Source organism: Microbacterium sp. SYP-A9085 (assembly GCF_009649635.1).
In the GTDB taxonomy this organism is placed as follows: domain Bacteria; phylum Actinomycetota; class Actinomycetes; order Actinomycetales; family Microbacteriaceae; genus Microbacterium.
Genome location: NZ_WJII01000002.1, coordinates 186,515 through 206,349 on the forward strand (window position 1 = coordinate 186,515; position 19,835 = coordinate 206,349).

Annotated in this window: 17 protein-coding genes and 1 tRNA gene; 5 read left to right on the forward strand and 13 right to left on the reverse strand. The window is 72.9% G+C overall.

Annotation, left to right across the window (positions count from 1 at the left end):
• Positions 1–57: 57 nt before the first annotated feature.
• The 11 genes from thrB to GH740_RS05750 form a co-directional block, all read right to left on the reverse strand.
• Positions 58–1,032 (reverse strand): homoserine kinase, encoded by a 975-nt coding sequence (gene thrB / locus GH740_RS05700; RefSeq protein ID WP_367640814.1) that lies wholly within the window; start codon positions 1,030–1,032, stop codon positions 58–60.
• Complete coding sequence (gene thrC / locus GH740_RS05705) at positions 1,029–2,117, reverse strand: threonine synthase (protein WP_153745137.1); 1,089 nt, start codon at positions 2,115–2,117, stop codon at positions 1,029–1,031. Before thrC ends, thrB begins: the two co-directional genes overlap by 4 nt.
• Position 2,118: 1 nt before the next feature.
• Positions 2,119–3,444 (reverse strand): homoserine dehydrogenase, encoded by a 1,326-nt coding sequence (locus tag GH740_RS05710; protein WP_153745138.1) that lies wholly within the window; start codon positions 3,442–3,444, stop codon positions 2,119–2,121.
• Positions 3,441–4,805, reverse strand: a complete 1,365-nt coding sequence (lysA, locus tag GH740_RS05715; RefSeq protein ID WP_367640817.1) for a diaminopimelate decarboxylase — start codon at positions 4,803–4,805, stop codon at positions 3,441–3,443. Before lysA ends, GH740_RS05710 begins: the two co-directional genes overlap by 4 nt.
• Before the next feature lie 195 nt (positions 4,806–5,000).
• Entirely contained in the window at positions 5,001–5,933 is a 933-nt protein-coding gene (locus GH740_RS05720; protein ID WP_153745140.1) for a DUF2993 domain-containing protein, read from the reverse strand.
• A 22-nt stretch (positions 5,934–5,955) separates the two neighbouring features.
• Positions 5,956–7,620, reverse strand: coding sequence for an arginine--tRNA ligase (gene argS, locus GH740_RS05725; protein ID WP_153745141.1), 1,665 nt, complete (start codon positions 7,618–7,620; stop codon positions 5,956–5,958).
• 26 nt (positions 7,621–7,646) lie between these two features.
• Entirely contained in the window at positions 7,647–8,888 is a 1,242-nt protein-coding gene (locus tag GH740_RS05730) for an MFS transporter (protein ID WP_367640819.1), read from the reverse strand.
• A gap of 14 nt (positions 8,889–8,902) precedes the next feature.
• Entirely contained in the window at positions 8,903–10,537 is a 1,635-nt protein-coding gene (locus GH740_RS05735; RefSeq protein ID WP_153745503.1) for an AarF/ABC1/UbiB kinase family protein, read from the reverse strand.
• 88 nt (positions 10,538–10,625) lie between these two features.
• Positions 10,626–11,186, reverse strand: a complete 561-nt coding sequence (locus tag GH740_RS05740; RefSeq protein WP_153745142.1) for a PadR family transcriptional regulator — start codon at positions 11,184–11,186, stop codon at positions 10,626–10,628.
• Between the two features lie 86 nt (positions 11,187–11,272).
• Positions 11,273–13,495, reverse strand: a complete 2,223-nt coding sequence (locus GH740_RS05745; protein WP_153745143.1) for a cation-translocating P-type ATPase — start codon at positions 13,493–13,495, stop codon at positions 11,273–11,275.
• A 15-nt stretch (positions 13,496–13,510) separates the two neighbouring features.
• A complete protein-coding gene (locus tag GH740_RS05750; protein WP_153745144.1) occupies positions 13,511–13,720 on the reverse strand; it encodes a heavy-metal-associated domain-containing protein in 210 nt (69 codons plus the stop codon).
• 127 nt (positions 13,721–13,847) lie between these two features.
• Between GH740_RS05750 and GH740_RS05755 the strand changes: the two genes are divergently transcribed.
• A tRNA-Arg gene (locus GH740_RS05755) sits at positions 13,848–13,920 on the forward strand.
• Positions 13,921–14,070: 150 nt separating this feature from the next.
• On the opposite strand, the gene trmB is transcribed toward GH740_RS05755, so the two are convergent.
• Both trmB and GH740_RS05765 read right to left on the reverse strand, forming a co-directional pair.
• Positions 14,071–14,793 (reverse strand): tRNA (guanosine(46)-N7)-methyltransferase TrmB, encoded by a 723-nt coding sequence (gene trmB, locus GH740_RS05760; RefSeq protein WP_367640822.1) that lies wholly within the window; start codon positions 14,791–14,793, stop codon positions 14,071–14,073.
• Between the two features lie 31 nt (positions 14,794–14,824).
• The gene (locus tag GH740_RS05765) at positions 14,825–15,658 is read right to left on the reverse strand and encodes a DUF3097 family protein (RefSeq protein WP_153745145.1); all 834 of its coding nucleotides are present in this window, start codon (positions 15,656–15,658) and stop codon (positions 14,825–14,827) included.
• Between the two features lie 130 nt (positions 15,659–15,788).
• Between GH740_RS05765 and GH740_RS05770 the strand changes: the two genes are divergently transcribed.
• The 4 genes from GH740_RS05770 to GH740_RS05785 are packed head-to-tail and all read left to right on the forward strand — an operon-like array spanning position 15,789 to position 19,834.
• Positions 15,789–17,735 carry a TPM domain-containing protein gene (locus GH740_RS05770; RefSeq protein ID WP_153745146.1) on the forward strand — a complete coding sequence of 649 codons (1,947 nt, stop codon included), beginning with the start codon at positions 15,789–15,791 and terminating at the stop codon, positions 17,733–17,735.
• Positions 17,736–17,782: 47 nt separating this feature from the next.
• The gene (locus GH740_RS05775; RefSeq protein WP_153745147.1) at positions 17,783–18,535 is read left to right on the forward strand and encodes a PspA/IM30 family protein; all 753 of its coding nucleotides are present in this window, start codon (positions 17,783–17,785) and stop codon (positions 18,533–18,535) included.
• A 19-nt stretch (positions 18,536–18,554) separates the two neighbouring features.
• Complete coding sequence (locus GH740_RS05780) at positions 18,555–19,382, forward strand: arginase family protein (protein ID WP_367640825.1); 828 nt, start codon at positions 18,555–18,557, stop codon at positions 19,380–19,382.
• Positions 19,379–19,834 (forward strand): Fe-S oxidoreductase, encoded by a 456-nt coding sequence (locus tag GH740_RS05785; protein ID WP_153745148.1) that lies wholly within the window; start codon positions 19,379–19,381, stop codon positions 19,832–19,834. Before GH740_RS05780 ends, GH740_RS05785 begins: the two co-directional genes overlap by 4 nt.
• Position 19,835: the final 1 nt, after the last annotated feature.

Here is a 19,835-nt window from a genome sequence, read left to right on the forward strand (position 1 = left end):
TCCGGGGGCAATGCGGGTATTCGCAGAAATGCGATGGAGGCGAAGATTCTCGCGGACCTACGTCGCGAGCGAAGCGGTCTGCGGAGCATCCTCCGTATAGTTCCTCACTGTAGCACCCTTGAAGTCGACGGCGAGCATCAGCGCCTCCCACGGGGTGTCGGTGACGGATGCCGCCAGCCGCGCCGCTTCCAGGCGCCGGCCGGGCCCGTCGGCGAGGACCAGGACGCTCGGCCCCGCCCCGGACAGGACGGCGGCGAACCCGGCGCGGCGCAGCTCGCGGACGAGCGCGTCGGTGGCGGGCATCGCCTGCGCACGGTAAGTCTGGTGCAGCTTGTCGTCGGTGGCGGCCAGCAGCAGTTCGGGGCTCTGGGTCAGCGCCGCGATCAGCAGCGCGGAGCGGGACACGTTGAACACGGCGTCCTCGCGCGGCACCTGCAGGGGCGCGAGCTCCCGGGAGAGCCGGGTGGGCATCGTCGTCTCCGGGACGAACACGACGGGCGAGACGCCGCGGTGCACGAGCAGCTTCTTGAACTGCGGGCCGTTCTCGTCCATCCACGCTATCGTCAGGCCGCCGAACAGGGCGGGGGCGACGTTGTCGGGGTGCCCCTCCAGCTCGGTGGCCAGGCGCAGCAGCAGCGACGCCCCGAACTCGACGTCGCCGGCCAGCAGCCCCCGGGCCGCCAGGAGCCCGGCCACGACGGCGGCCCCGGACGACCCGAGTCCGCGGCCGTGCGGGATGACGATGCGCGTGGACAGGCCGATCCCCGGCATCCGCCGCCCGACCGCCTCGAATGCGTACGCTATGGCGCGCACCACGAGGTTCGACGCGTCGCGCGGCACGGCGTCGGCGCCCGGCCCAGTGACGTCGATGTGCAGCTCGCCGTCTGGCAGCGCCCAGACCAGCAGCTCGTCGTACAGGCTCAGACCGAGGCCGAGCGTGTCGAACCCCGGGCCGAGGTTCGCGCTGGTGGCGGGCACCCGCACCGCGACGGTGCGCCCGGGCACCACCGGCGACGGCGGGGCTGGGCTCACGCCGTCGCCCCCGCGCGGGTCAGCTCGAGGACGTCCGCGACCTGATGCGTGTCGGCGTCCACGACCGTGGGCGACACGTCGGTGCCGTCCGCGTTGCGCAGGGCCCACTGCGGGTCCTTCAGGCCGTGCCCGGTGACGGTGAGCACGACGCGGGCGCCGGCGGGGATGACGCCGGCTTCCGCCCGGTCGAGCAGGCCGGCCACGCTGATCGCCGACCCCGGCTCGACGAAGATGCCCACGGAGCCGGCCAGCAGCTTCTGCGCCGCGAGGATGCGGCGGTCGTCGATGGCGCCGAACCAGCCGTCGGTGGCGTCCCGCGCCTGCAGTGCCAGCTCCCAGGAGGCAGGGTTGCCGATGCGGATCGCGGTCGCGACGGTCTCCGGGTTGCGCACTATCTCGCCGCGGACGATGGGGGCCGAGCCTTCGGCCTGGAAGCCGAACATCCGCGGCACCCGGGTCGCGACCCCGCGCTCGGCCTCTTCCGTGTAGCCGCGCGTGTAGGCGGTGTAGTTGCCGGCGTTGCCGACCGGAATGATGTGGAAGTCGGGCGCGTCGCCCAGCTGCGAGACGACCTCGTACGCCGCGGTCTTCTGACCCTCGATGCGGTCCGGGTTCACGGAGTTCACGAGGTGCACCGGGTACGTCTCGGCCAGCTCCCGCGCTATCTCCAGGCAGTCGTCGAAATTGCCGCGGACCTGCAGCAGCCGGCCGCCGTGGATGACGGCCTGGCCGAGCTTGCCCATCGCTATCTTGCCCTCGGGCACCAGCACCGCGGCGGTGATCCCGGCGTGCGCCGCATACGCGGCCGCGGACGCCGACGTGTTGCCGGTCGAAGCGCACACGACGGCCTTGGCCCCGTGCTCGACGGCGCGCGAGAGCGCCACGGTCATGCCCCGGTCCTTGAACGACCCGGTCGGGTTCATGCCCTCGAACTTCACCCAGACGTCCGCGCCGGTGCGCGCCGACAACGCGGGGGCGGGGATCAGCGGCGTGCCGCCCTCGCCCAGGGTGACCACCGTCGAGGACTCGGTCACACCGAGCCGGTCGGCGTATTCGCGCAGTACTCCGCGCCAGAGGTGTGCCATCTCAGTCTCCTTCCACACGCAGGATCGAGACGACGCTTTCGACGACGTCGTCCCCGGCGAGCCGTGCCACGGTCTCGCTGAGGTCCTGCTCCAAAGCCTTGTGCGTCCCGATCACCAGGCGCGCCGAACCGGCGTCGTCCCCGCCGTCGCGGACCGTCTGCTCGAGCGTCGCTATCGACACGCGCCCGTCGGAGAGGATGCCGGCCACGCGGGCCAGGACGCCGGGACGGTCGTGGACCTGCAGCGTGATCTGGTAGCGGGTGACGACCTCGCCGATGTCGACGGTGGGCAGGTTCGCCCGTGTCGACTCGCCCACCCCGGCGCCGCCGGCGATGTGACGCCGGGCCGCGGAGACGACGTCGCCGAGCACGGCGGACGCTGTCTGCATCCCGCCGGCGCCGGCGCCGTAGAACATGAGGTTTCCGGCGGCCTCCGCCTGCACGAACACGGCGTTGTTCACGCCGTGCACGGAGGCCAGGGGGTGCTCGCGGCGGATCAGGGCCGGGTAGACGCGCACCGAGATGGCTTCGTCGACCGGACCGGTCCCGGCGCGGCCGGTGAGCCGCTCGCAGACGGCGAGCAGCTTTATCACGTAGCCGGCGTGGCGGGCGGCATCCATCATCGCCTTCGTGACGCCGGTGATCCCCTCCCGGTGCACGGCGTCCAGCGGCACCGTGGAGTGGAACGCGAGGCTCGCGAGGATCGCCGCCTTCTGCGCGGCATCGTAGCCGTCGACGTCCGCGGTGGGGTCGGCCTCCGCGTAGCCCAGGCGCTGCGCGTCCGCCAGCGCATCGGCCATCTCCGCGCCTTCGGTGTCCATCCGGTCCAGGATGTAGTTCGTGGTCCCGTTGACGATGCCCATGATCCGCTGCACCCGGTCGCCGGCCAGCGAGTCGCGCAGCGGCCGGATGATCGGGATGGCGCCGGCGGCGGCAGCCTCGTAGTACACGGACGCCCCGACCTGGTCGGCGGCGTCGAAGATCTCGGACCCGTGCGTGGCCAGCAGCGCCTTGTTCGCGGTCACCACGTCAGCGCCGGTGTTCAGGGCAGCGAGGATGTGCGTGCGGGCCGGCTCGATCCCGCCCATCAGCTCGATCACTATGTCGCTGCCGAGGATCAGGGTCTCGGCGTCCGTGGTCAGCAGCTCTCGCGGCAGCTCGACGTCGCGGGGCGCGTCCAGGTCGCGGACGGCGATCCCCGCCAGTTCCAGCGTCGCGCCGGCCCGGTCGGCGAGCTCGTCGGCGTGCGTGGTGAGCAGGTCGGCGACCTGGGATCCGACGGCGCCGGCTCCCAGGAGCGCGACGCGCAGGCGACGATGGTCGATCATGCGTTCCCTTCCGACGTGACGCCGACATCCCGGTTCAGGAGGTCGGCGATCGTCTCCCCGCGCACGATGACGCGGGCTCTTCCTCCGCGCACCGCCACGACGGGCGGGCGCGGCACGGCGTTGTAGCTGCTGGCCAGCGAGAAGCAGTAGGCCCCGGTCGCGGGCACCGCCACCAGGTCTCCGGGGGCGACGTCGCCCGGCAGGTGATCGCTGTCCACGACGATGTCGCCGGATTCGCAGTGCTTGCCGACCACGCGGACCAGGGCCGGGTCGGCGTCCGAGACGCGCGAGGCGATCCGCGCGGTGTACTGCGCGCCGTACAGGGCCGGACGCGGGTTGTCGCTCATCCCCCCGTCGACGCTGACGTACAGCCGATGGCCGCCGTCGGCGAGCGTGACGGACTTCGTGGTGCCCACTTCGTACAGCGTGACGCCGGCCTGCCCGACGACGGCGCGGCCGGGTTCGAAAGCGAGGTCCGGCATCGGGATGCCACGGGCCGCGCACTCGGTCGCGACGGCGTCCACGATCCCGGTGGAAAGGCTCGCTATGTCGGCGGGGTCGTCGGCGGCGGTGTAGGCGATGCCGAACCCGCCGCCGAGGTTCAGCAGCGGCAGATCGCCGTCCTCGCGCAGCCGCGCATGCAGGTCGACAAGGCGGGCGGCGGACTCGGCGAAGCCGGCCACGCCGAAGATCTGCGACCCGATGTGGCAGTGCAGGCCCGACAGCCGCAGCGACGAGCGGGCGCGGATGCGGGCGGCGGCATCCGGGGCGTCCACCATCGCGAAGCCGAATTTCTGGTCCTCGTGCGCGGTGGCGAGGAAGTCGTGGGTCTCGGCGTGCACACCGCTGTTGACGCGGATGAGCACGGACTGGACGACGCCGTGCCGCGCGGCCGCGTCGGCGAGGCGCTCGATCTCGACGAGGCTGTCCACTATCACGGTGCCCACGCCCGCGGCGACGGCCCGGTCCAGCTCGTCGACGCTCTTGTTGTTGCCGTGGAATCCGAGTCGCGACGGGTCGGCCCCGGCGGCCAGCGCCACCTCGAGCTCTCCCCCGGTGCACACGTCCACGGCCATGCCCTCGTCGGTCACCCACCGCACGACGGCGGTGGACAGGAACGCCTTCCCGGCGTAGTAGACGCGGGCGCGCACGCCGTGCGCGGCGGCGGCCGCGCCGAACGCGGCGACGATGCGTCGGGCGTGCGCGCGGACCTCGTCCTCGTCCAGGACGTACAGCGGTGTCCCGTAGGTCTCCTGCAGCTCGCGCACGCCGACGCCCGCGATCGTCAGAGCGCCCTGCGCGTCCCGCGTGGCCGAGGCCGGCCAGATCCGCGGGTCCAGCGCGTTCGCGTCATCGGGCACGGCCGGTCGTGACCCGGCGGCGGGCGGGGTGTGCGAGGCGGACAAGGAGGGCCCAATCAGTGGATGCGCAGGCGGAGACGGGGGTTCGCGGGGCGCGCGACGCCCGCGCGCAGGGCGCCGGCGCAGGCACCGGATGCTTGCCAGCAGTCTAGGGCACCGGCGCGTCGGAGCCGCCCGGGATGACGGGCGGGCCGGTCATCGGCACGACCCGGGTTTCTGCAGCGACGGGTCGGTCAGGATGCGCGGGTCGACGGCGAAGCCGGCGACCACGGCGTCCGGGTCCACCGCGATCGAGGTCAGCCGCATCCCCTGCGGGAACCGGTCGGCCACGCACACGGTGCGATCAGCGAGGATGCCGTCGGCCAGGGTCCCGAAGCGGGCGCGGATGACGTCGGCCGAGACCTGGGCGCCGCCCACGTCGAATGCTATCGGCTTCAGGATCAGGGCGCCGTCGGCGGCGCTCGGGCGCAGCGTGAGCGTGAACGAGACGCCGCTGAGGAACTGCGCGGGATCGAGCTTGACGGCGACGTTCTTCCCGACGATGCGCAGCGACCCCGGCACCGTGCGGCCGATGTCGCCGGCCAGCTTCGCGAGAGCAGTGGGCGCGAGCCTCACGCGCGCGGCGGCGCTCGCGGCGGCGCCGTCGCCGCGGATCGGGATGCCGGTGGCCTGCAGGCCGACCTCGCCGGTGGCGCCGCCGATGGGGGCGTCCGGAACCGTGACCTCCAGCCGGCTCAGCACGCCGGTGACAAGCTGCGGCAGCATCGGCTCGTCGACGTGCACATCCACCTCGGCGGTGTCGTCAAGGCCCAGCGCCGCGCGGGTCTGCTGCGTGACCTGGTCGATCACGACGTTCTTCGCCCAGGCGTTGCCGACGAACCATCCCGCAGCCGCCGCCACCGCGAGCACGACGAGCACCGCGAGCACGACGACGAGGCCGGTCCGGCGGCGACGCGGCGCGCGGGCGGGGGCCGTGGCGGGCGCCGGAGCGGGGATGATCGGCAGCGGCAGCGTCGTCGCCTCCGGCTCCGGGATCGGCGTCGTGGCGGCCGTGGACGGCAGCGGCGGCCGGGGCGGGACCCCGATCGGCTCGGTCGGATCCTGCGTTCCCGGTGCCCGGTCGTCCATCGCGCCCCGTTCCGTTCGTCGGTTACATGCGCTCGGGCGCGCTCACGCCCAGCAGGCCCAGCCCGTTGCGCAGCACCTGGCCGGTGGCGTCGTTCAGCCACCGTCGGGTGTGGTGCACCGGCTCCACCGGGTCGTCCCCGAGGGGGATGACCCGGCAGTTGTCGTACCAGCGGTGGTACAGCCCCGCCAGCTCCTCGAGGTACCGCGCGACGCGGTGCGGCTCACGGACCTGGGCGGAGAACGCGACCACCCGGGGGAACTCCTGCAGCGCCCCGAGCAGCGCGGACTCGGTCTCGTGGGTGAGCGTCTCCGGTGCGAACACGCTGCGGCCAACCCCGGCGTCGTCGGCGTGGCGGCCGACGTTGTGCGTGCGGGCGTGCGCGTACTGCACGTAGAACACCGGGTTGTCGTTCGTGCGCTTCTGCAGCACGTCGAGGTCGACATCCAGGTTCGAATCCGCGGAGCTGCGGGTCAGGGCGTAGCGGGCGGCGTCGACGCCGACGATCTCGACGAGGTCCTCGAGCGTGACGATGGTGCCGGCCCGCTTGGACATCCGCACCGGCTGGCCGCCCTTGACCAGGTTCACCAGCTGCCCGATCAGGATCTGCAGGTTCACGCCGGGCTCGTCGCCGAACGCCGCCGCCATCGCCATCATCCGGCGCACGTAGCCGTGGTGGTCCGCGCCGAGCATGATGATGCAGCGGTTGAAGCCGCGTTCGCGCTTGTCGAGGTAGTACGCCAGGTCGCCGGAGAAGTACGCCGCGTTGCCGTCGGACTTCAGGATCACGCGGTCCTTGTCGTCGCCGAAGTCCGTGGAGCGCAGCCACGTGGCGCCGTCCTGCTCGAAGATGTGCCCGAGCGCGCGCAGCCGCGCTATCGCCCGGTCCACGGCCCCCGACTCGTGGAGGTTGTTCTCGTGGAAGTAGACGTCGAAGTCCACGCCGAACTCGTGCAGGCTCTGCTTTATCTCGTCGAACATGAACCCGACGCCCAGGGCCCGGAATGCCTCCTGCTTTTCGGCGGCGTCCAGCGCGTCGATGTCACCGTCGTAGGCGAGGGCCACGCGCCGGGCGATGTCGCCGATGTACGCCCCGCCGTACCCGTCCTCGGGGGTGGGGCGGCCCTCGTGGGCGGCGACGAGGCTGCGCGCGAAGCGGTCGATCTGCATGCCGTGGTCGTTGAAGTAGTACTCGCGGGTGACGTGAGCGCCCTGGGAGGCGAGGATGCGCGCGAGCGCGTCGCCCACGGCCGCCCAGCGGGTGCCGCCCAGGTGGATCGGCCCGGTCGGGTTGGCCGAGACGAACTCGAGATTGATGACCTCGTCGGCGCGCTCATCGTTCGTGCCGTAGGCGGGGCCGGCGTCGACGATCGTCTTCGCGAGGGAGCCGGCGGCGCCGGCATCCAGCCGGATGTTGATGAACCCGGGGCCGGCGACCTCGACCGAGGCGATGCCGTCCAGTTCGCCGAGGGCCGTCGCCACCTCCGCCGCGAACGCGCGCGGGTTCGTGCCGAGCGTCTTCGCGAGCTTGAGGGCGGCGTTCGAGGCCCAGTCGCCGTGGTCGCGGTTCTTCGGCCGCTCCAGCACGAGGTCGGCGACGGACAGGTCCGCAGCCGCGCCCGCTCGTCGCGCCTCGGCGAGCGGGCGGATGACGTCGAGGAGGGCGGTGGACAGCGCTGCGGGATCCATAGGGCATCGATTCTACGGGGCGGGTGTCACCGCGCCCGACGACGGCGGATCAGCACCCCGGTGGCGGCGGCGCCCACGGCCAGGACCGTCCCGCCGATGGCGACCGTCGGCGGGACGCCCACGACGGTGCCGAGGACGCCGACGGTGACGCCGGAGAACGTCTGCATCCCGGGCCCGAACATGCTGTACGCGCCCAGCACGCGTCCCCGTTCGGCCGGCGGCGCCTCCAGCTGCACTATCGCCTGCCCGGTCGAGGTCGCCGTGATCTGCGACACCCCGGTCAGCACCAGCGCGAGGAGCGCCAGCGGGTACGACCCGGTGAACGCGAACAGCATCGCGAAGCCGCCGAACGCGACCGAGCTGACGACGGCGGCGGCGGGCGTGGCGCGCACCCAGCCGGTCGCCTCGAGCAGGAATCCGCCGACGACGCCGCCCAGACCCAGCGCGAACAGGAGTCCGCCGTAGACGAGGTCGCCGTCGGCGCCGGGCGGGGTCAGCAGCGCCCCGAAGACCGGCATCGCGGTCTGCAGGACCGCACCGATCGTGACGGAGGCGAGCGCGGCCAGGATCAGCATCCCGACGATGACGCGGTGGCGTCGCACGGTGCCGAGCACGCGGAACGAGGTCAGCAGCGAGACGCGTCCGGTGGAGAACGGGGCCGTGCGGGTGTGTCCGGTGAACCGGGTGCGTGCCAGGAACACGGTGATCGGGACGTAGAACACGACGTTCGCGAAGATCCCGCCGATCGGGCCCGCCGTCAGCAGCAGCACCGAGCCGACGATCGGGCCGCACAGGATCCCGAGGCTGCGGAACGTGGCGTTGATGCGCACGGCCGAGGGCAGCTGCTCGCGCCCGGCGAAGTCGTACAGCATCATCTGCTCGGCGGGACCCCACAGGCATCCGGCCAGCCCGTGCACGACCAGGAGGACGCACGCGGTCCACAGCTGCAGCGTGCCGGTCAGGAACAGGATGCCCCAGCACAGCGACACCAGCATGAACAGGATCTGCGCGAACTGGATGATGCGGCGGCAGTCGAACCGCTCGGCGAGCGCGCCCGCGTACACCGACAGCAGCAGGAACGGCAGCCAGTGGCTGATCAGCTGGAAGCCGACCAGCAGCGGCGAGTGGAACGTCTGCCACAGCACGAGGTACGTGATGACGTGCTCGATGTTGTCGCCCATCATCGCCATGCCGGCGCCCACGAGGTACGGCGCCGTCTTCCAGCTGCGCAGCACCGCGAAGCGCGGTGCGCGGCCGGCGATGCTCACGTGTCCATTCGCGGTCAGTCGATCCGGCCGAACCGGCCGGCCAGCACGGCGTGCGCGAACGGGACCGCCGAGACCGACATCAGGACGATGCCGAGGGGGGCGTTCGCCGGCAGCAGCAGTGCGCCGCCGACGAGGAGCCCGGCGAACAGGACCGCCGACACGGCGCGGCGCACGAGCCGTTCCAGGTGGCCCAGCCGGCGGTCGACGGCGGGCGTGGAGACCGTGACGCGTCCCTGTTCGATGCGCGTGACGAGAGCGTCGAACCGCTGGGGCAGGCGCACAGCGGCGGCGGCCACGTCCAGGGCCTCGCCGGCCAGCGCGCGGGCGGCGTTGCCGCTCTCGGCGCGCAGCAGCTGGGCGGCGAACGGCTCGACCGCCTCCCAGATGTTGAACGCGGGATTCAGCGCACTGCATACGCCCGAAGTGAGCGACATCGATCGGATGACCAGCAGGAAGCTCTCCGGGAGCTGGAACGGCAGCGACCGGACGACGGATCCGAACTCCTCGGCGAAGTCGCGGAACTCGCGCGGGTCGACCTCGCGCAGCTGGGCGAAGCCCATCCCCCCGAACCGGGCGAACACCTGCGCCATCGCCTTCTCGAGCTCGGTGGTGTCGGCGGAGGGCAGCAGCACCCCGACCTCGCGGATGCTGTCCACGAGCCGCTGCCCATCGCGGGCGGCGACCGCGATCATCAGGCGCCGCAGGCCGTTGCGCAGCTCGTCGTCGACCTCCCCCATCATCCCGAAGTCCACGAACGTGAGGCGCCACGCGGACGCATCGTCGCCGGGCGTCACGAACACGTTGCCGGGGTGCGGGTCGGCGTGGAAGTAGCCGTGCTCGAACAGCTGGGTGAACATGACGCCCGCGAACCGGGTCGCGACGGCGGCCGGGTCGATGCCCGCCGCCCGCAGCCCCGCGACGTCGTTGACCTTGATCGCGGTGACATCCGACAGCGTGAGCACCCGGCGCGTGGTGCGCTCCCAGGCGATCCGGGGCGTGCGCACGCAGGGGTCGCGGTCGAAGTCCTCGGCAAACCGTTCCGCGTTCGCGGCCTCGTGCAGATAGTCGATCTCGTTGCGGCTGGTCCGGGCGAACTCCTCCACGAGGGCGGGCAGGTCCACGTGGTCGCGGATCGCACGCATCCGGTCGAGCCATCGGGCGACCCGCCGCAGCGCCGCGAGGTCGATCGCGACGATCTGTTCGATGTCGGGCCGCTGGACCTTCACTATCACGTCGGCGAAGCCCGCGTCCGCGGCGCCGGCTGGTGCGAGCGTGGCCCGGTGCGCCTGCCCGAGGGAGGCGGCGGCGACGGGGATCTCGTCGAACGCGGCGAACGCGCGCTCGAGCGGCATCCCGAGCTCCGCCTCCGCCAGGCGCCGGATCGCCGGGAAGTCGGCCGGCGGGACCTCGTCCTGCAGGCCCGCCAGCTCGTCGGTGATCTGCGGGGGAAGCACGTCCAGCCGCGAGGAGAGGAACTGTCCCACCTTGATCATCAGGCCGCCCAGGCCCACTGCCAGCAGGTGGAAGCGGTGCGCGAGCGCCGTCAGCCGGTCGGCGCGGCCGCGGGCGGCGGCACGGCCGAAGCCGAGGCGCGGCAGGAGCAGGTCATACCACCAGAACTGCGCGATAGTCCGCATCGCGAACCGCATGATGCGGCGATACCGCGGGCCGCCCCGGGCCGGGTGGACAGGCCCACCCGCGACGTCCGGTGCGTCGCCCGCGTCATCCTCCACCCGTTCAGTCTCCCGCAAGGATCGCGTACAGGCGACGGCGCGCGTCGTCGAGAACGGCGACGGCCGCCCCGATCTGCTCCTTCGTGCCGGTGCGCTGCACCTGCGCGGCGGCCTGCGCCAGCTCGATCCCGGCCTTCGGGAGTGCGCCCAGCGGGCCGTGTCCGCCGCCGAACGCCTCCCACGGCGCAGGACCGGACTCCGCCTCGGCGGCGGCGCGGCCGTCGGCGGTGAGGGCGTACGTCTTGCGGCCGTCGGACTCGGTGGCCTCGATGAGCCCTTCGTCGGCGAGCAGCTGCAGCGTCGGGTACACCGACCCGGCGCTCGGCTTCCACATGCCGCCGCTGCGCTGTTCGATCTCGGTGATGATCTGGTAGCCGTGCATCGGCTGCTCGGCCAGCAGGGCCAGCACCGCCGAGCGGACGTCGCCGCGCGACATCCGCGTGCTCACCCGCTGCTCGAACATCGAGCGCAGCTGATCGAACGCTTCGAACAGGCCCGCGCCGGGCCGCCCTGCGCCGAATCCGCGTGCGCCGAACCCGGCGCCGCCGGGGTTGGTACCGTTCATGTCGAACCTCCCGTGCCGAGGGGCCCGGGCCGGGCCCTTCCGATATATAACGATATATCGTTCGGGTCGCCGTGACCAGAGTTTTTTCAGCCGCGGACGACGCTGCGGAACGCGCGCAGGCGCAGGCTGTTGCCGACGACGAAGACGCTGGAGACGGCCATCGCGGCGCCCGCGAGCATCGGGTTGAGCATGCCGAGAGCCGCGATCGGGATCGCCGCCACGTTGTACGCGAACGCCCAGAAGAGGTTCTGCGTGATCGTGCGCAGCGTCCGCCGCGACAGGCGGATCGCGTCGACCGCGGCGCGCAGGTCGCCGCGCACGAGCGTGAGGTCGGACGCCTCGATGGCGACATCCGTGCCGGTGCCCATCGCCAGGCCCAGGTCCGCCTGCGCGAGGGCGGGGGCGTCGTTGACACCGTCGCCGATCATCGCGACGACCTTGCCCTCGCGCTGGAGCCGCGCGATCACGCCGACCTTGTCCGCCGGGAGCACCTCGGCGTGAACCTGGTCGATGCCGACCTCGGCGGCGATTCGTCGGGCGACGGCCTCATTGTCGCCGGTGAGCAGCACCGGCGTCAGGCCGAGCGCGTTCAGCCCCCGGATCGCCTCGGAGCTGGTCTCCTTGACGGTGTCGGCGACGACGAGGATGCCGCGCGCCTGCCCGTCCCACCCGACGGTCACCACGGTCTTGCCGTCGTCTTCGGCGCGCGCCTTCGCCGCGGCGAGCTCCGGGCTCAGGCGCTGCGACCAGTCGGCCAGCAGCGACGCGCGGCCGACGAGGACGCCGTGGCCGTCCACGATGCCCTGCACGCCGGCCCCCTCCAGATTCGCGAAGTCCTCCGCGACCGGGAGCTGCCCCGCCTCGGCGGTCGCGGCGCGGGCTATCGCCTGGGCGATCGGGTGCTCGGAGGCGTCCTCGAGGGCGCCGGCGAGGCGGAGGACCTCGGCCCGGTCCGCGCCGGGCTCGGCGATCACGTCGACGAGCGTCATCCTGCCCGTGGTGACGGTGCCGGTCTTGTCGAGCACCACGGTGTCGATCGTGCGGGTGGACTCCAGGACCTCGGGTCCCTTGATCAGGATGCCCAGCTGCGCACCGCGGCTGGTGCCCACCAGGAGCGCGGTCGGGGTCGCGAGTCCCAGCGCGCACGGGCACGCTATGACGAGCACCGCGACGGCAGCGGTGAACGCGGCGGAGGCGGGGAACCCGGCAGCGAGCCAGGCGACGAGGGTCGCCGCCGCGATCAGGATCACTATCGGCACGAACACGCCGGAGATCCGGTCGGCGAGACGCTGCACCTGCGCCTTGCCGGTCTGCGCGTCCTCGACGAGCCTCGTGATCCGGGCGAGTTGGGTGTCCGCGCCGACCCGGGTGGCGCGGACGACGAGCCGGCCGCCGGCGTTCACGGTGGCGCCGGCAACGGCATCCCCCGCCCCGACCTCGACCGGCACCGATTCGCCGGTGAGCATCGAGGCATCCACTCCCGACGTGCCGGACACCACGATGCCGTCCGTGGCGATCTTCTCCCCGGGACGGACCACGAACTCGTCGCCGACCCGCAGGTCCGCGACCGGGATGCGGAGTTCGGCGCCGCCGCGCAGGACCGCGACATCCTTCGCCCCCAGCTCGAGCAGGGCCCGCAGCGCCGCACCGGCACGCCGTTTCGACCGCTTCTCGACGTAGCGGCCGGCGAGGATGAACATCGTCACCCCGGCGGCCACCTCGAGGTAGATGTTCGCGGTGCCGTCCGTGCGCGCGAGCGTGAACTCGAACGGGTGCACCATTCCGGGCATGCCGGCGGTGCCGAAGAACAGCGCGTACAGCGACCACAGGAACGCGGCGCCGGTGCCCATCGAGATGAGCGTGTCCATCGTGGCCGCGCCGTGACGCAGGTTCGTCCACGTCGCGGCGTGGAACGGCCACCCCGCCCACACGATGACGGGCGCCGCCAGTGCCAGCGACGCCCACTGCCAGTACGTGAACTGGAACGCCGGGACCATGGCCATCGCTATCACGGGGACGCCGAGCACGACGGCGCCGACAAGCCGCTGGCGCAGCGAGGTCGACTCGGGGTCGGACTCGGACCTGCCCGGGGCGGGCGTGGGCAGCGCGGCGGTGTATCCCGTGCGCTCCACCTCGGCCACCAGCAGCTGCGGGTCGTACCCGTCCGGGACTGTGACCTTCGCCCGCTCTGTCGCGTAGTTGACGGAGGCGACGACCCCGTCGAGCTTGTTGAGCTTGCGCTCGATGCGGTTCGCGCAGGACGCGCACGTCATCCCGCCGATCTCCAGCTCGATGCCCGTCGTGGTCATGCGCGTTCTCCCGGGTCAGACCCGCACGGCGGAGTAGCCGGCCTCGGCGACCGCGGCCAGCACCTGCGCGTCGTCGATCTCGGCGGCGGCCGTCACGACCAGCCGGCCGGTCTGCGCGCTGACCTGAACATCGTCGACGCCGGCGATCTCGCCGACCTCCTCGCGGACCGACATCTCGCAGTGTCCGCAGGTCATGCCCCTCACCTGGTACTCGTTCGCTGCCATGTGCACTGCCTCTTCTCCCGCCGACGCGTATCCGATCACGGACAACTCTATACCCCCCATGGGTATTCCCGGCGGTCGGTGGGACGGTCGGGGACGCATGCCGCGCCCTGATACCCTGGAGCGGTACGCCTCCGTAGCTCAGGGGATAGAGCGTTGGTTTCCGGTACCAAAGGTCGCAGGTTCGATTCCTGTCGGGGGCACGAGATGCGGTGAGGGCCGGTCCGTTGGGACCGGCCCTCACCGCATTTCTGCGTCTAGCGTCAGGCGGGGTCCCCGCCGCCGGAGGCTCCGCGCGGCGCGCAGCGACGCGTGGAGTGGCGGTGGGGCGCGGGGGCTCGGGTGATCGGAGCTCACACCCGCCGATACGCGAGGTCGCGGATGTCGCGGCCGCGCGCGAGGCCCTTGCGCTCGAACGCCGTCATCACGCGCCCGTCGAAGCGGGGCGCCCACTCCCCCTCGAAAGCGCGGCGGAACCCGGGCGCGGCGTCCATGACCTCGGCCATCTGGTCGGCGTAGTCCTGCCAGTCGGTGGCCAGGCGCAGCATCCCGCCCTCGACGAGGGCCCCCGCGACGATGCCGGCGAACTCCGCGGTCACGAGCCGCCGCTTGGCGTGCCGCTTCTTGTGCCACGGGTCGGGGAAGAACACCCAGATCTCGTCGACGGATGCCGCCGGCAGCAGGTGCTGCACAACCTCGGGCGCGTTCGCCTCGACGAGCCGGAGGTTGCGCACCCCGGCCGCGTCGGCGTCCCGCATCGTGCGGGCCAGGCCCGCCTTGAACACCTCGACGGCGAGGAAGTCGGTGTCGGGACGGGCGGCGGCGGCGTGCACTATCGCGTGCCCCTGCCCCGAGCCGATCTCGACGACCAGGCGGGCGGATCGGCCGTAGAGGACGGCGGGGTCGACCTGCGCGTCCCGCGCGACGCTCGTGGCGGCCGCATCCCGCGGCACGTCGATCAGGTACCGGTCGGCGAGCTGGGTCCACGCACGCTCCTGCGCCTCGCTCATCCGGCCGCTGCGGCGGACGAACGAGACGGGCTTGTCGCGGTACGTGCGCGGTCCGGTCTCTGGCACCCCTCCAGCGTAGGCCGACCCGAGGCGCGCCTCAGCCGGTCACGAAGTCGATGAGCTCCTCGACGCGGCCGAGCAGCGCCGGCTCGAGGTCGCGGTAGCTGGTCACCCGCGACAGGATGTGCTGCCACGCGCGGGCGATGTCGGCCTGGTCGCGCGCCGGCCATCCCAGCGCCGCGCACACCCCCGCCTTCCATTCGACGCCCCGCGGGATCTCGGGCCAGCCGCGGATGCCGAGCGCGGCGGGCGTCACGCACTGCCACACGTCGATGAACGGGTGACCCACGATGCGCACATGCGCCCCGTGCGGGCCGCGCGCCACGCCCTGGGCGATGCGCGCCTCCTTCGAGCCGGGCACGAGATGGTCCACGAGCACGCCGTACCGGCGCTGCGCCGACGGCGGGTCGTCGCGCAGGGCGGCATCCAGCAGATCCACGCCCTGCAGGTACTCGACCACGACGCCCTCCGCGCGCAGGTCGTCGCCCCACACCTTCTCGACGAGCTCCGCATCGTGACGCCCCTCCACGAGGATGCGGCTCGCCCGCGCCACCCGGGCCCGCGCCTCCGGGGCGGCGAACGAGCCGGATGCTGTCCGATGCGGGGCGCGCGCGGGCGTCGCGGCCGCCGCGACGAGGATCACCGCCTCCCCGTCGACGAGGAACCCGGGCCCCAGTGCGAACACGCGTCGCCGCCCGTGCCGGTCCTCCAGCTCCACCATGCCGCCGCCGGTCGAGACGACAGCACCGCAGAATCCGTCCTCGGCGACCTCGACGACGGCGTCCCGCTCGGCGGGCACCCTCGGCAGCTCCCGCCGGAAGCGGTCGCGCCAGCCGGCACCCAGCACATCCGTGCCGTAGCGATCGTCCATCTCGCGCCTCCCGAAGCGGCGATCCTATCCGGCCCCGCGCGGGACGCGCCCGAGCGACGCGCCCCCTACCGCCGTGTCAGGCAGTCTGCATAGACTCGCGGTCAGGGATCTCGCGGGCAGGAGGGGACCGATGCGCCTACATCGGCTCATGGCCGTCGCCGTGGCGTCGGTCGCACTGATCCTCGCCCCCGCCGCGGCGGCATCCGCCACGGACCCGGTCACGCTCGGCGCCGACTATGTGCTCGACGACGCGGGGGTGCTCGGCACCGCGCAGCACGACGATGCCGAACAGACAGCGCAGCGCTTCGCCGACGACACCGACATGAACCTGTGGGTCGTGTTCGTCGACACCTTCACGAACCCGTCCGACGCCCAGGCGTGGGCGAACCAGACCGCGCAGGCCGCCGGCCTCGGCCCGAACCAGTATCTGCTCGCGGTCGCGGTCGGCTCCCGCCAGTTCTACCTCTCCGGGGACTCCGCCGGCCCCGTCTCCGAGGACGCGCTGGGCCGCATCGAGCAGCAGGAGATCCAGCCGGCACTGGCCTCCGGCGACTGGGCGGGCGCGGTGAGCGCGGCCGCGACCGGGCTGCAGGATGCCGCGGGCGGCGGTTCCGCCGGCGGCGGCATCCTCACCCTCGTCCTCATCCTCGTCGTGATCGCCGTCGCCGTGATCCTCGTGGTCGTCCTCGTGCGCGCCCGGCGCCGCAAACAGGGCGCCACCGGCCCCGCGCCGCAGCGGCTGGACCCGAAGGAGCTCGCCCGCCGCGCGGGCGCCGCGCTCGTGCAGACCGATGACGCCGTGCGCACGAGCGAGCAGGAGCTCGGCTTCGCCCGCGCCCAGTTCGGCGACGACGCCACGACCGAGTTCGCGGCCGCGCTCGCGCAGGCCAAGACCGACCTCGACGAGGCTTTTGCGCTCAAGCAGCAGCTCGACGACACCGCCCCGGACACCCCGGCCCAGCGGGACGCCTGGAACTCCCGGATCATCGAGCTGTGCGCGCACGCCGGCGCGAGCCTGGATGAGAAGGCCGCCGCGTTCGACGAGCTGCGCAAGCTCGAGCAGAACGCCCCCGAAGCGCTCGCCCGGGTGCAGCAGCTGCGCCAGGATGCCGCGGGGCGGCGGGGTGCCGCGGCCGGCCGGCTCGAGCAGTTGCGAGCCGCGTACGCGCCCGAGGCGCTGGCCGCCGTCGCCGACAACGTCGACCAGGCCCAGCAGCGGCTGCAGTTCGCCGACGGTCAGCTCGCCGCCGCCCAGCAGGCCATCGCCGCCGGCGACGGCGGCCAGGCGGCTGTCGCCATCCGCGCGGCGGAGCAGGCCGCCGACCAGGCGCGGCAGCTGGCGCAGGCCATCGACACCCTCGGCGGCGACCTCGCCGAGGCGCAGAAGCAGGCCACCGCGCTCCTCCAGGAGCTCGACGGCGACATCGCCACGGCATCCTCCCTCCCCGACCCCGACGGATCGGTGGCCCGCGTCGTGGCCGCGACAAGAGCCCAGGTGGACCAGGCACGGTCCGAACTCGGCAGCGGCCGCACGCACCCGCTGGCCACGCTGTCCGCCCTGCAGGCCGTGAACACGCAGATCGACCGGGTGGTGCAGGGCGTCCGCGACGCGCAGGAGCGGAGCCAGCGGGCCGCGCAGATGCTCGGGCAGACGATGATGCGGGCGCAGGCGCAGGTCTCGGCCGCGGAGGACTACATCACGTCCCGTCGCGGGGCGGTGGGCGCCGACGCGCGCACCCGGCTCGCGCAGGCCGGCGCCGAGCTCGTGCAGGCGCAGCAGGCCCCGGCCACGGATCCGGACGCCGCGCTCGCGCACGCGCAGCGCGCCGACCAGCTCGCCGGGCTCGCGCTGCAGGCCGCGCAGAACGACGTCGGCGGCTTCGGCGGCACGGGCCCCGTCGGCCGGTCCGGCGGCGACATGGTCGGCGCCGTCCTCGGCGGCATCCTCATCAACTCGCTGCTCGGCGGCGGCCGCGGCGGCGGCTTCGGCGGCGGCGGCTTCGGCGGCGGCGGGTTCAGCGCCGGCAGCTTCGGCGGCGGGGCCACCCGCAGCCGGCGAGGCGGCGGCCGCTTCTGATCTCACGCATCGCATCCCCGTTACGAATCGACAGTTAGGAACTCCTGATGGTGAAGCAGTCCATCTTCGGCCGGATCTCCACGCTCATGCGCGCGAACATCAATGCGCTGCTGGACCAGGCCGAAGACCCGCAGAAGATGCTCGACCAGCTCCTGCGGGACTACACGAACAACATCGCGGACGCTGAATCCGCCATCGCGGAGACGATCGGCAACCTGCGCCTGCTCGAACGCGACCACGAGGAGGACGTGCAGGCGGCGTCCGAGTGGGGCCGCAAGGCGCTCGCGGCCAGCCGGAAGGCCGACGAGCTGCGGACCGCCGGGCACATCGACGAGGCCGACAAGTTCGACAACCTCGCGAAGGTTGCCCTGCAGCGCCAGATCACGTCGGAGAGCGAGGCCCGCACGGCCGAGCCGCAGCTGGCCGCGCAGAACAAGACGGTCGAGCAGCTCAAGGACGGGCTGAACGGCATGAAGCAGAAGCTCGAGCAGCTGCGCGCGAAGTCCGCCGAGCTCGTCGCCCGGCAGAAGACCGCCGAGGCGCAGAACAAGGTCGCCGACGCCGTCAAGTCCATCGACGTGATGGACCCGACCAGCGAGCTCGGCCGCTTCGAGCAGAAGATCCGCCGCGAGGAGGCGCTCGCGACGGGCAAGCAGGAGCTGGCCGCGTCGAGCCTGGACGCGCAGTTCAACCAGCTCGACGACATGGGCGAGCTCACCGAGATCGAGGCGCGCCTGGCGGCGCTGAAGGCCGGTGGCGCGCCGGCACGCGGCGCCATCGACGCGTCGTCCGGCTCCTGAGCCGCACCGGAACACGACAGTGACGCGATTCGTCGTCGTGCCGCAGTGGCAGGGCTCGTCGTCGGCGCGCGCCATGCAGCTCATCGACGGGGCGACTGCGATAGCGGGCGACCTGCCGCGATCCGCGTGCATGACGGTGACGGTGCCGGCCCAGGCCGGCGAGTCACTGGACTCCGGCGTGCACCGGCTCAGCTCGCTGCAGCGCACCGCGCGCGAACACCTGGAGGCGCTGGACGGGATCACGGAGCTGGTGCTGACGGTGGGCGGGGACGCGGGGGTGGCCACCACCGCGGCCCTCGCCGCCGTCGGCGCCGCGCGCGGCGAGCCCGACCCGGGCATCGTCGTGGTGTGGTTCAGTGCGCATGCCGCGCTGCACGACCCCGCCGGCTCCCCCTCCGGCGCGTATGACACGATGGCCGCCCGCGCCCTCGTCGACAGCGTCGTGCCCCGCCCGGCGGAGCACGGGATGTCGGCGGACCGGCTGATCCTCGCCGGCGTGCGCGCCGTCCACCCCGCCGAGCAGGAGGTGATCGACCGGCTGCAGATCGCCGTGATCACCGCGGATGAGCTCACCCCGGCATCTCTCGTCGCCGCGGTCGCCGCCCGCGCGGCGACCGGCGTGTTCGTGCACGTGGACCTGGACGTCCTGGACCCGTCGGCCCTGGCCGGGCTGAGCGACCCCGAGCCGTTCGGCCCTGACCCGGCCGCCCTGATGGCCTGCATCGCCGCGGTGCGCGAGATGGTGCCGCTGCGCGGCGGTGCCATCACCGAGTTCTCCCCGAGTTCACCGGCCGACGCCATCGACGATCTCGGCGTGATTCTGCGCCTGGTCGGGGCCCTCACATGACCCCGATCCCCGCCCCGCCGCCGGGCTGGCGTGCCCGCGCGGACCGTGCGGTGGCGCGCGGCGCGCGCTGGGACCGGCTGATCCCCGGCATCCTGCTCGACTCGCGGTTAAGCCGCGCCGGCGCCGCGTACGGGACTGTCGTGGGCTGGATCTGGGGTGCGCTGTGGAGCACCGGGCGCATCGAGCGGCGAGACGGCCTCTGGGTGTTCCGCGGGATGCCCGCGCGCACGTTCCGCCGCGGCGGCGTGTGCGTGGGCTCGTGCTTCCTCACCGGCGACGACCCGACACCCGCGGTGCTGCGGCACGAGGCCGTGCACGCGCGGCAGTGGCGCCGCTACGGACTGCTCATGCCCGTGCTGTACCTGCTGGCCGGGCGCGACCCGCTGCGCAACAGATTCGAGATCCAGGCGGGACTTCAGGACGGCAACTACGTGCCGCGCGGCACCGCCTGAC

Excerpts from the sequence above, each read along its gene's own strand:
- GH740_RS05710 (WP_153745138.1), bottom strand. The coding sequence starts at position 3,444 with ATGATCGACCATCGTCGCCTGCGCGTCGCGCTCCTGGGAGCCGGCGCC.
- GH740_RS05720 (WP_153745140.1), bottom strand. The coding sequence starts at position 5,933 with ATGGACGACCGGGCACCGGGAACGCAGGATCCGACCGAGCCGATCGGG.
- GH740_RS05750 (WP_153745144.1), bottom strand. The coding sequence starts at position 13,720 with ATGGCAGCGAACGAGTACCAGGTGAGGGGCATGACCTGCGGACACTGC.
- thrC (WP_153745137.1), bottom strand. The coding sequence starts at position 2,117 with ATGGCACACCTCTGGCGCGGAGTACTGCGCGAATACGCCGACCGGCTC.
- GH740_RS05745 (WP_153745143.1), bottom strand. The coding sequence starts at position 13,495 with ATGACCACGACGGGCATCGAGCTGGAGATCGGCGGGATGACGTGCGCG.
- GH740_RS05785 (WP_153745148.1), top strand. The coding sequence starts at position 19,379 with ATGACCCCGATCCCCGCCCCGCCGCCGGGCTGGCGTGCCCGCGCGGAC.
- argS (WP_153745141.1), bottom strand. The coding sequence starts at position 7,620 with ATGGATCCCGCAGCGCTGTCCACCGCCCTCCTCGACGTCATCCGCCCG.
- GH740_RS05765 (WP_153745145.1), bottom strand. The coding sequence starts at position 15,658 with ATGGACGATCGCTACGGCACGGATGTGCTGGGTGCCGGCTGGCGCGAC.
- GH740_RS05735 (WP_153745503.1), bottom strand. The coding sequence starts at position 10,537 with ATGCGGTTCGCGATGCGGACTATCGCGCAGTTCTGGTGGTATGACCTG.
- GH740_RS05775 (WP_153745147.1), top strand. The coding sequence starts at position 17,783 with ATGGTGAAGCAGTCCATCTTCGGCCGGATCTCCACGCTCATGCGCGCG.
- GH740_RS05770 (WP_153745146.1), top strand. The coding sequence starts at position 15,789 with ATGCGCCTACATCGGCTCATGGCCGTCGCCGTGGCGTCGGTCGCACTG.
- GH740_RS05740 (WP_153745142.1), bottom strand. The coding sequence starts at position 11,186 with ATGAACGGTACCAACCCCGGCGGCGCCGGGTTCGGCGCACGCGGATTC.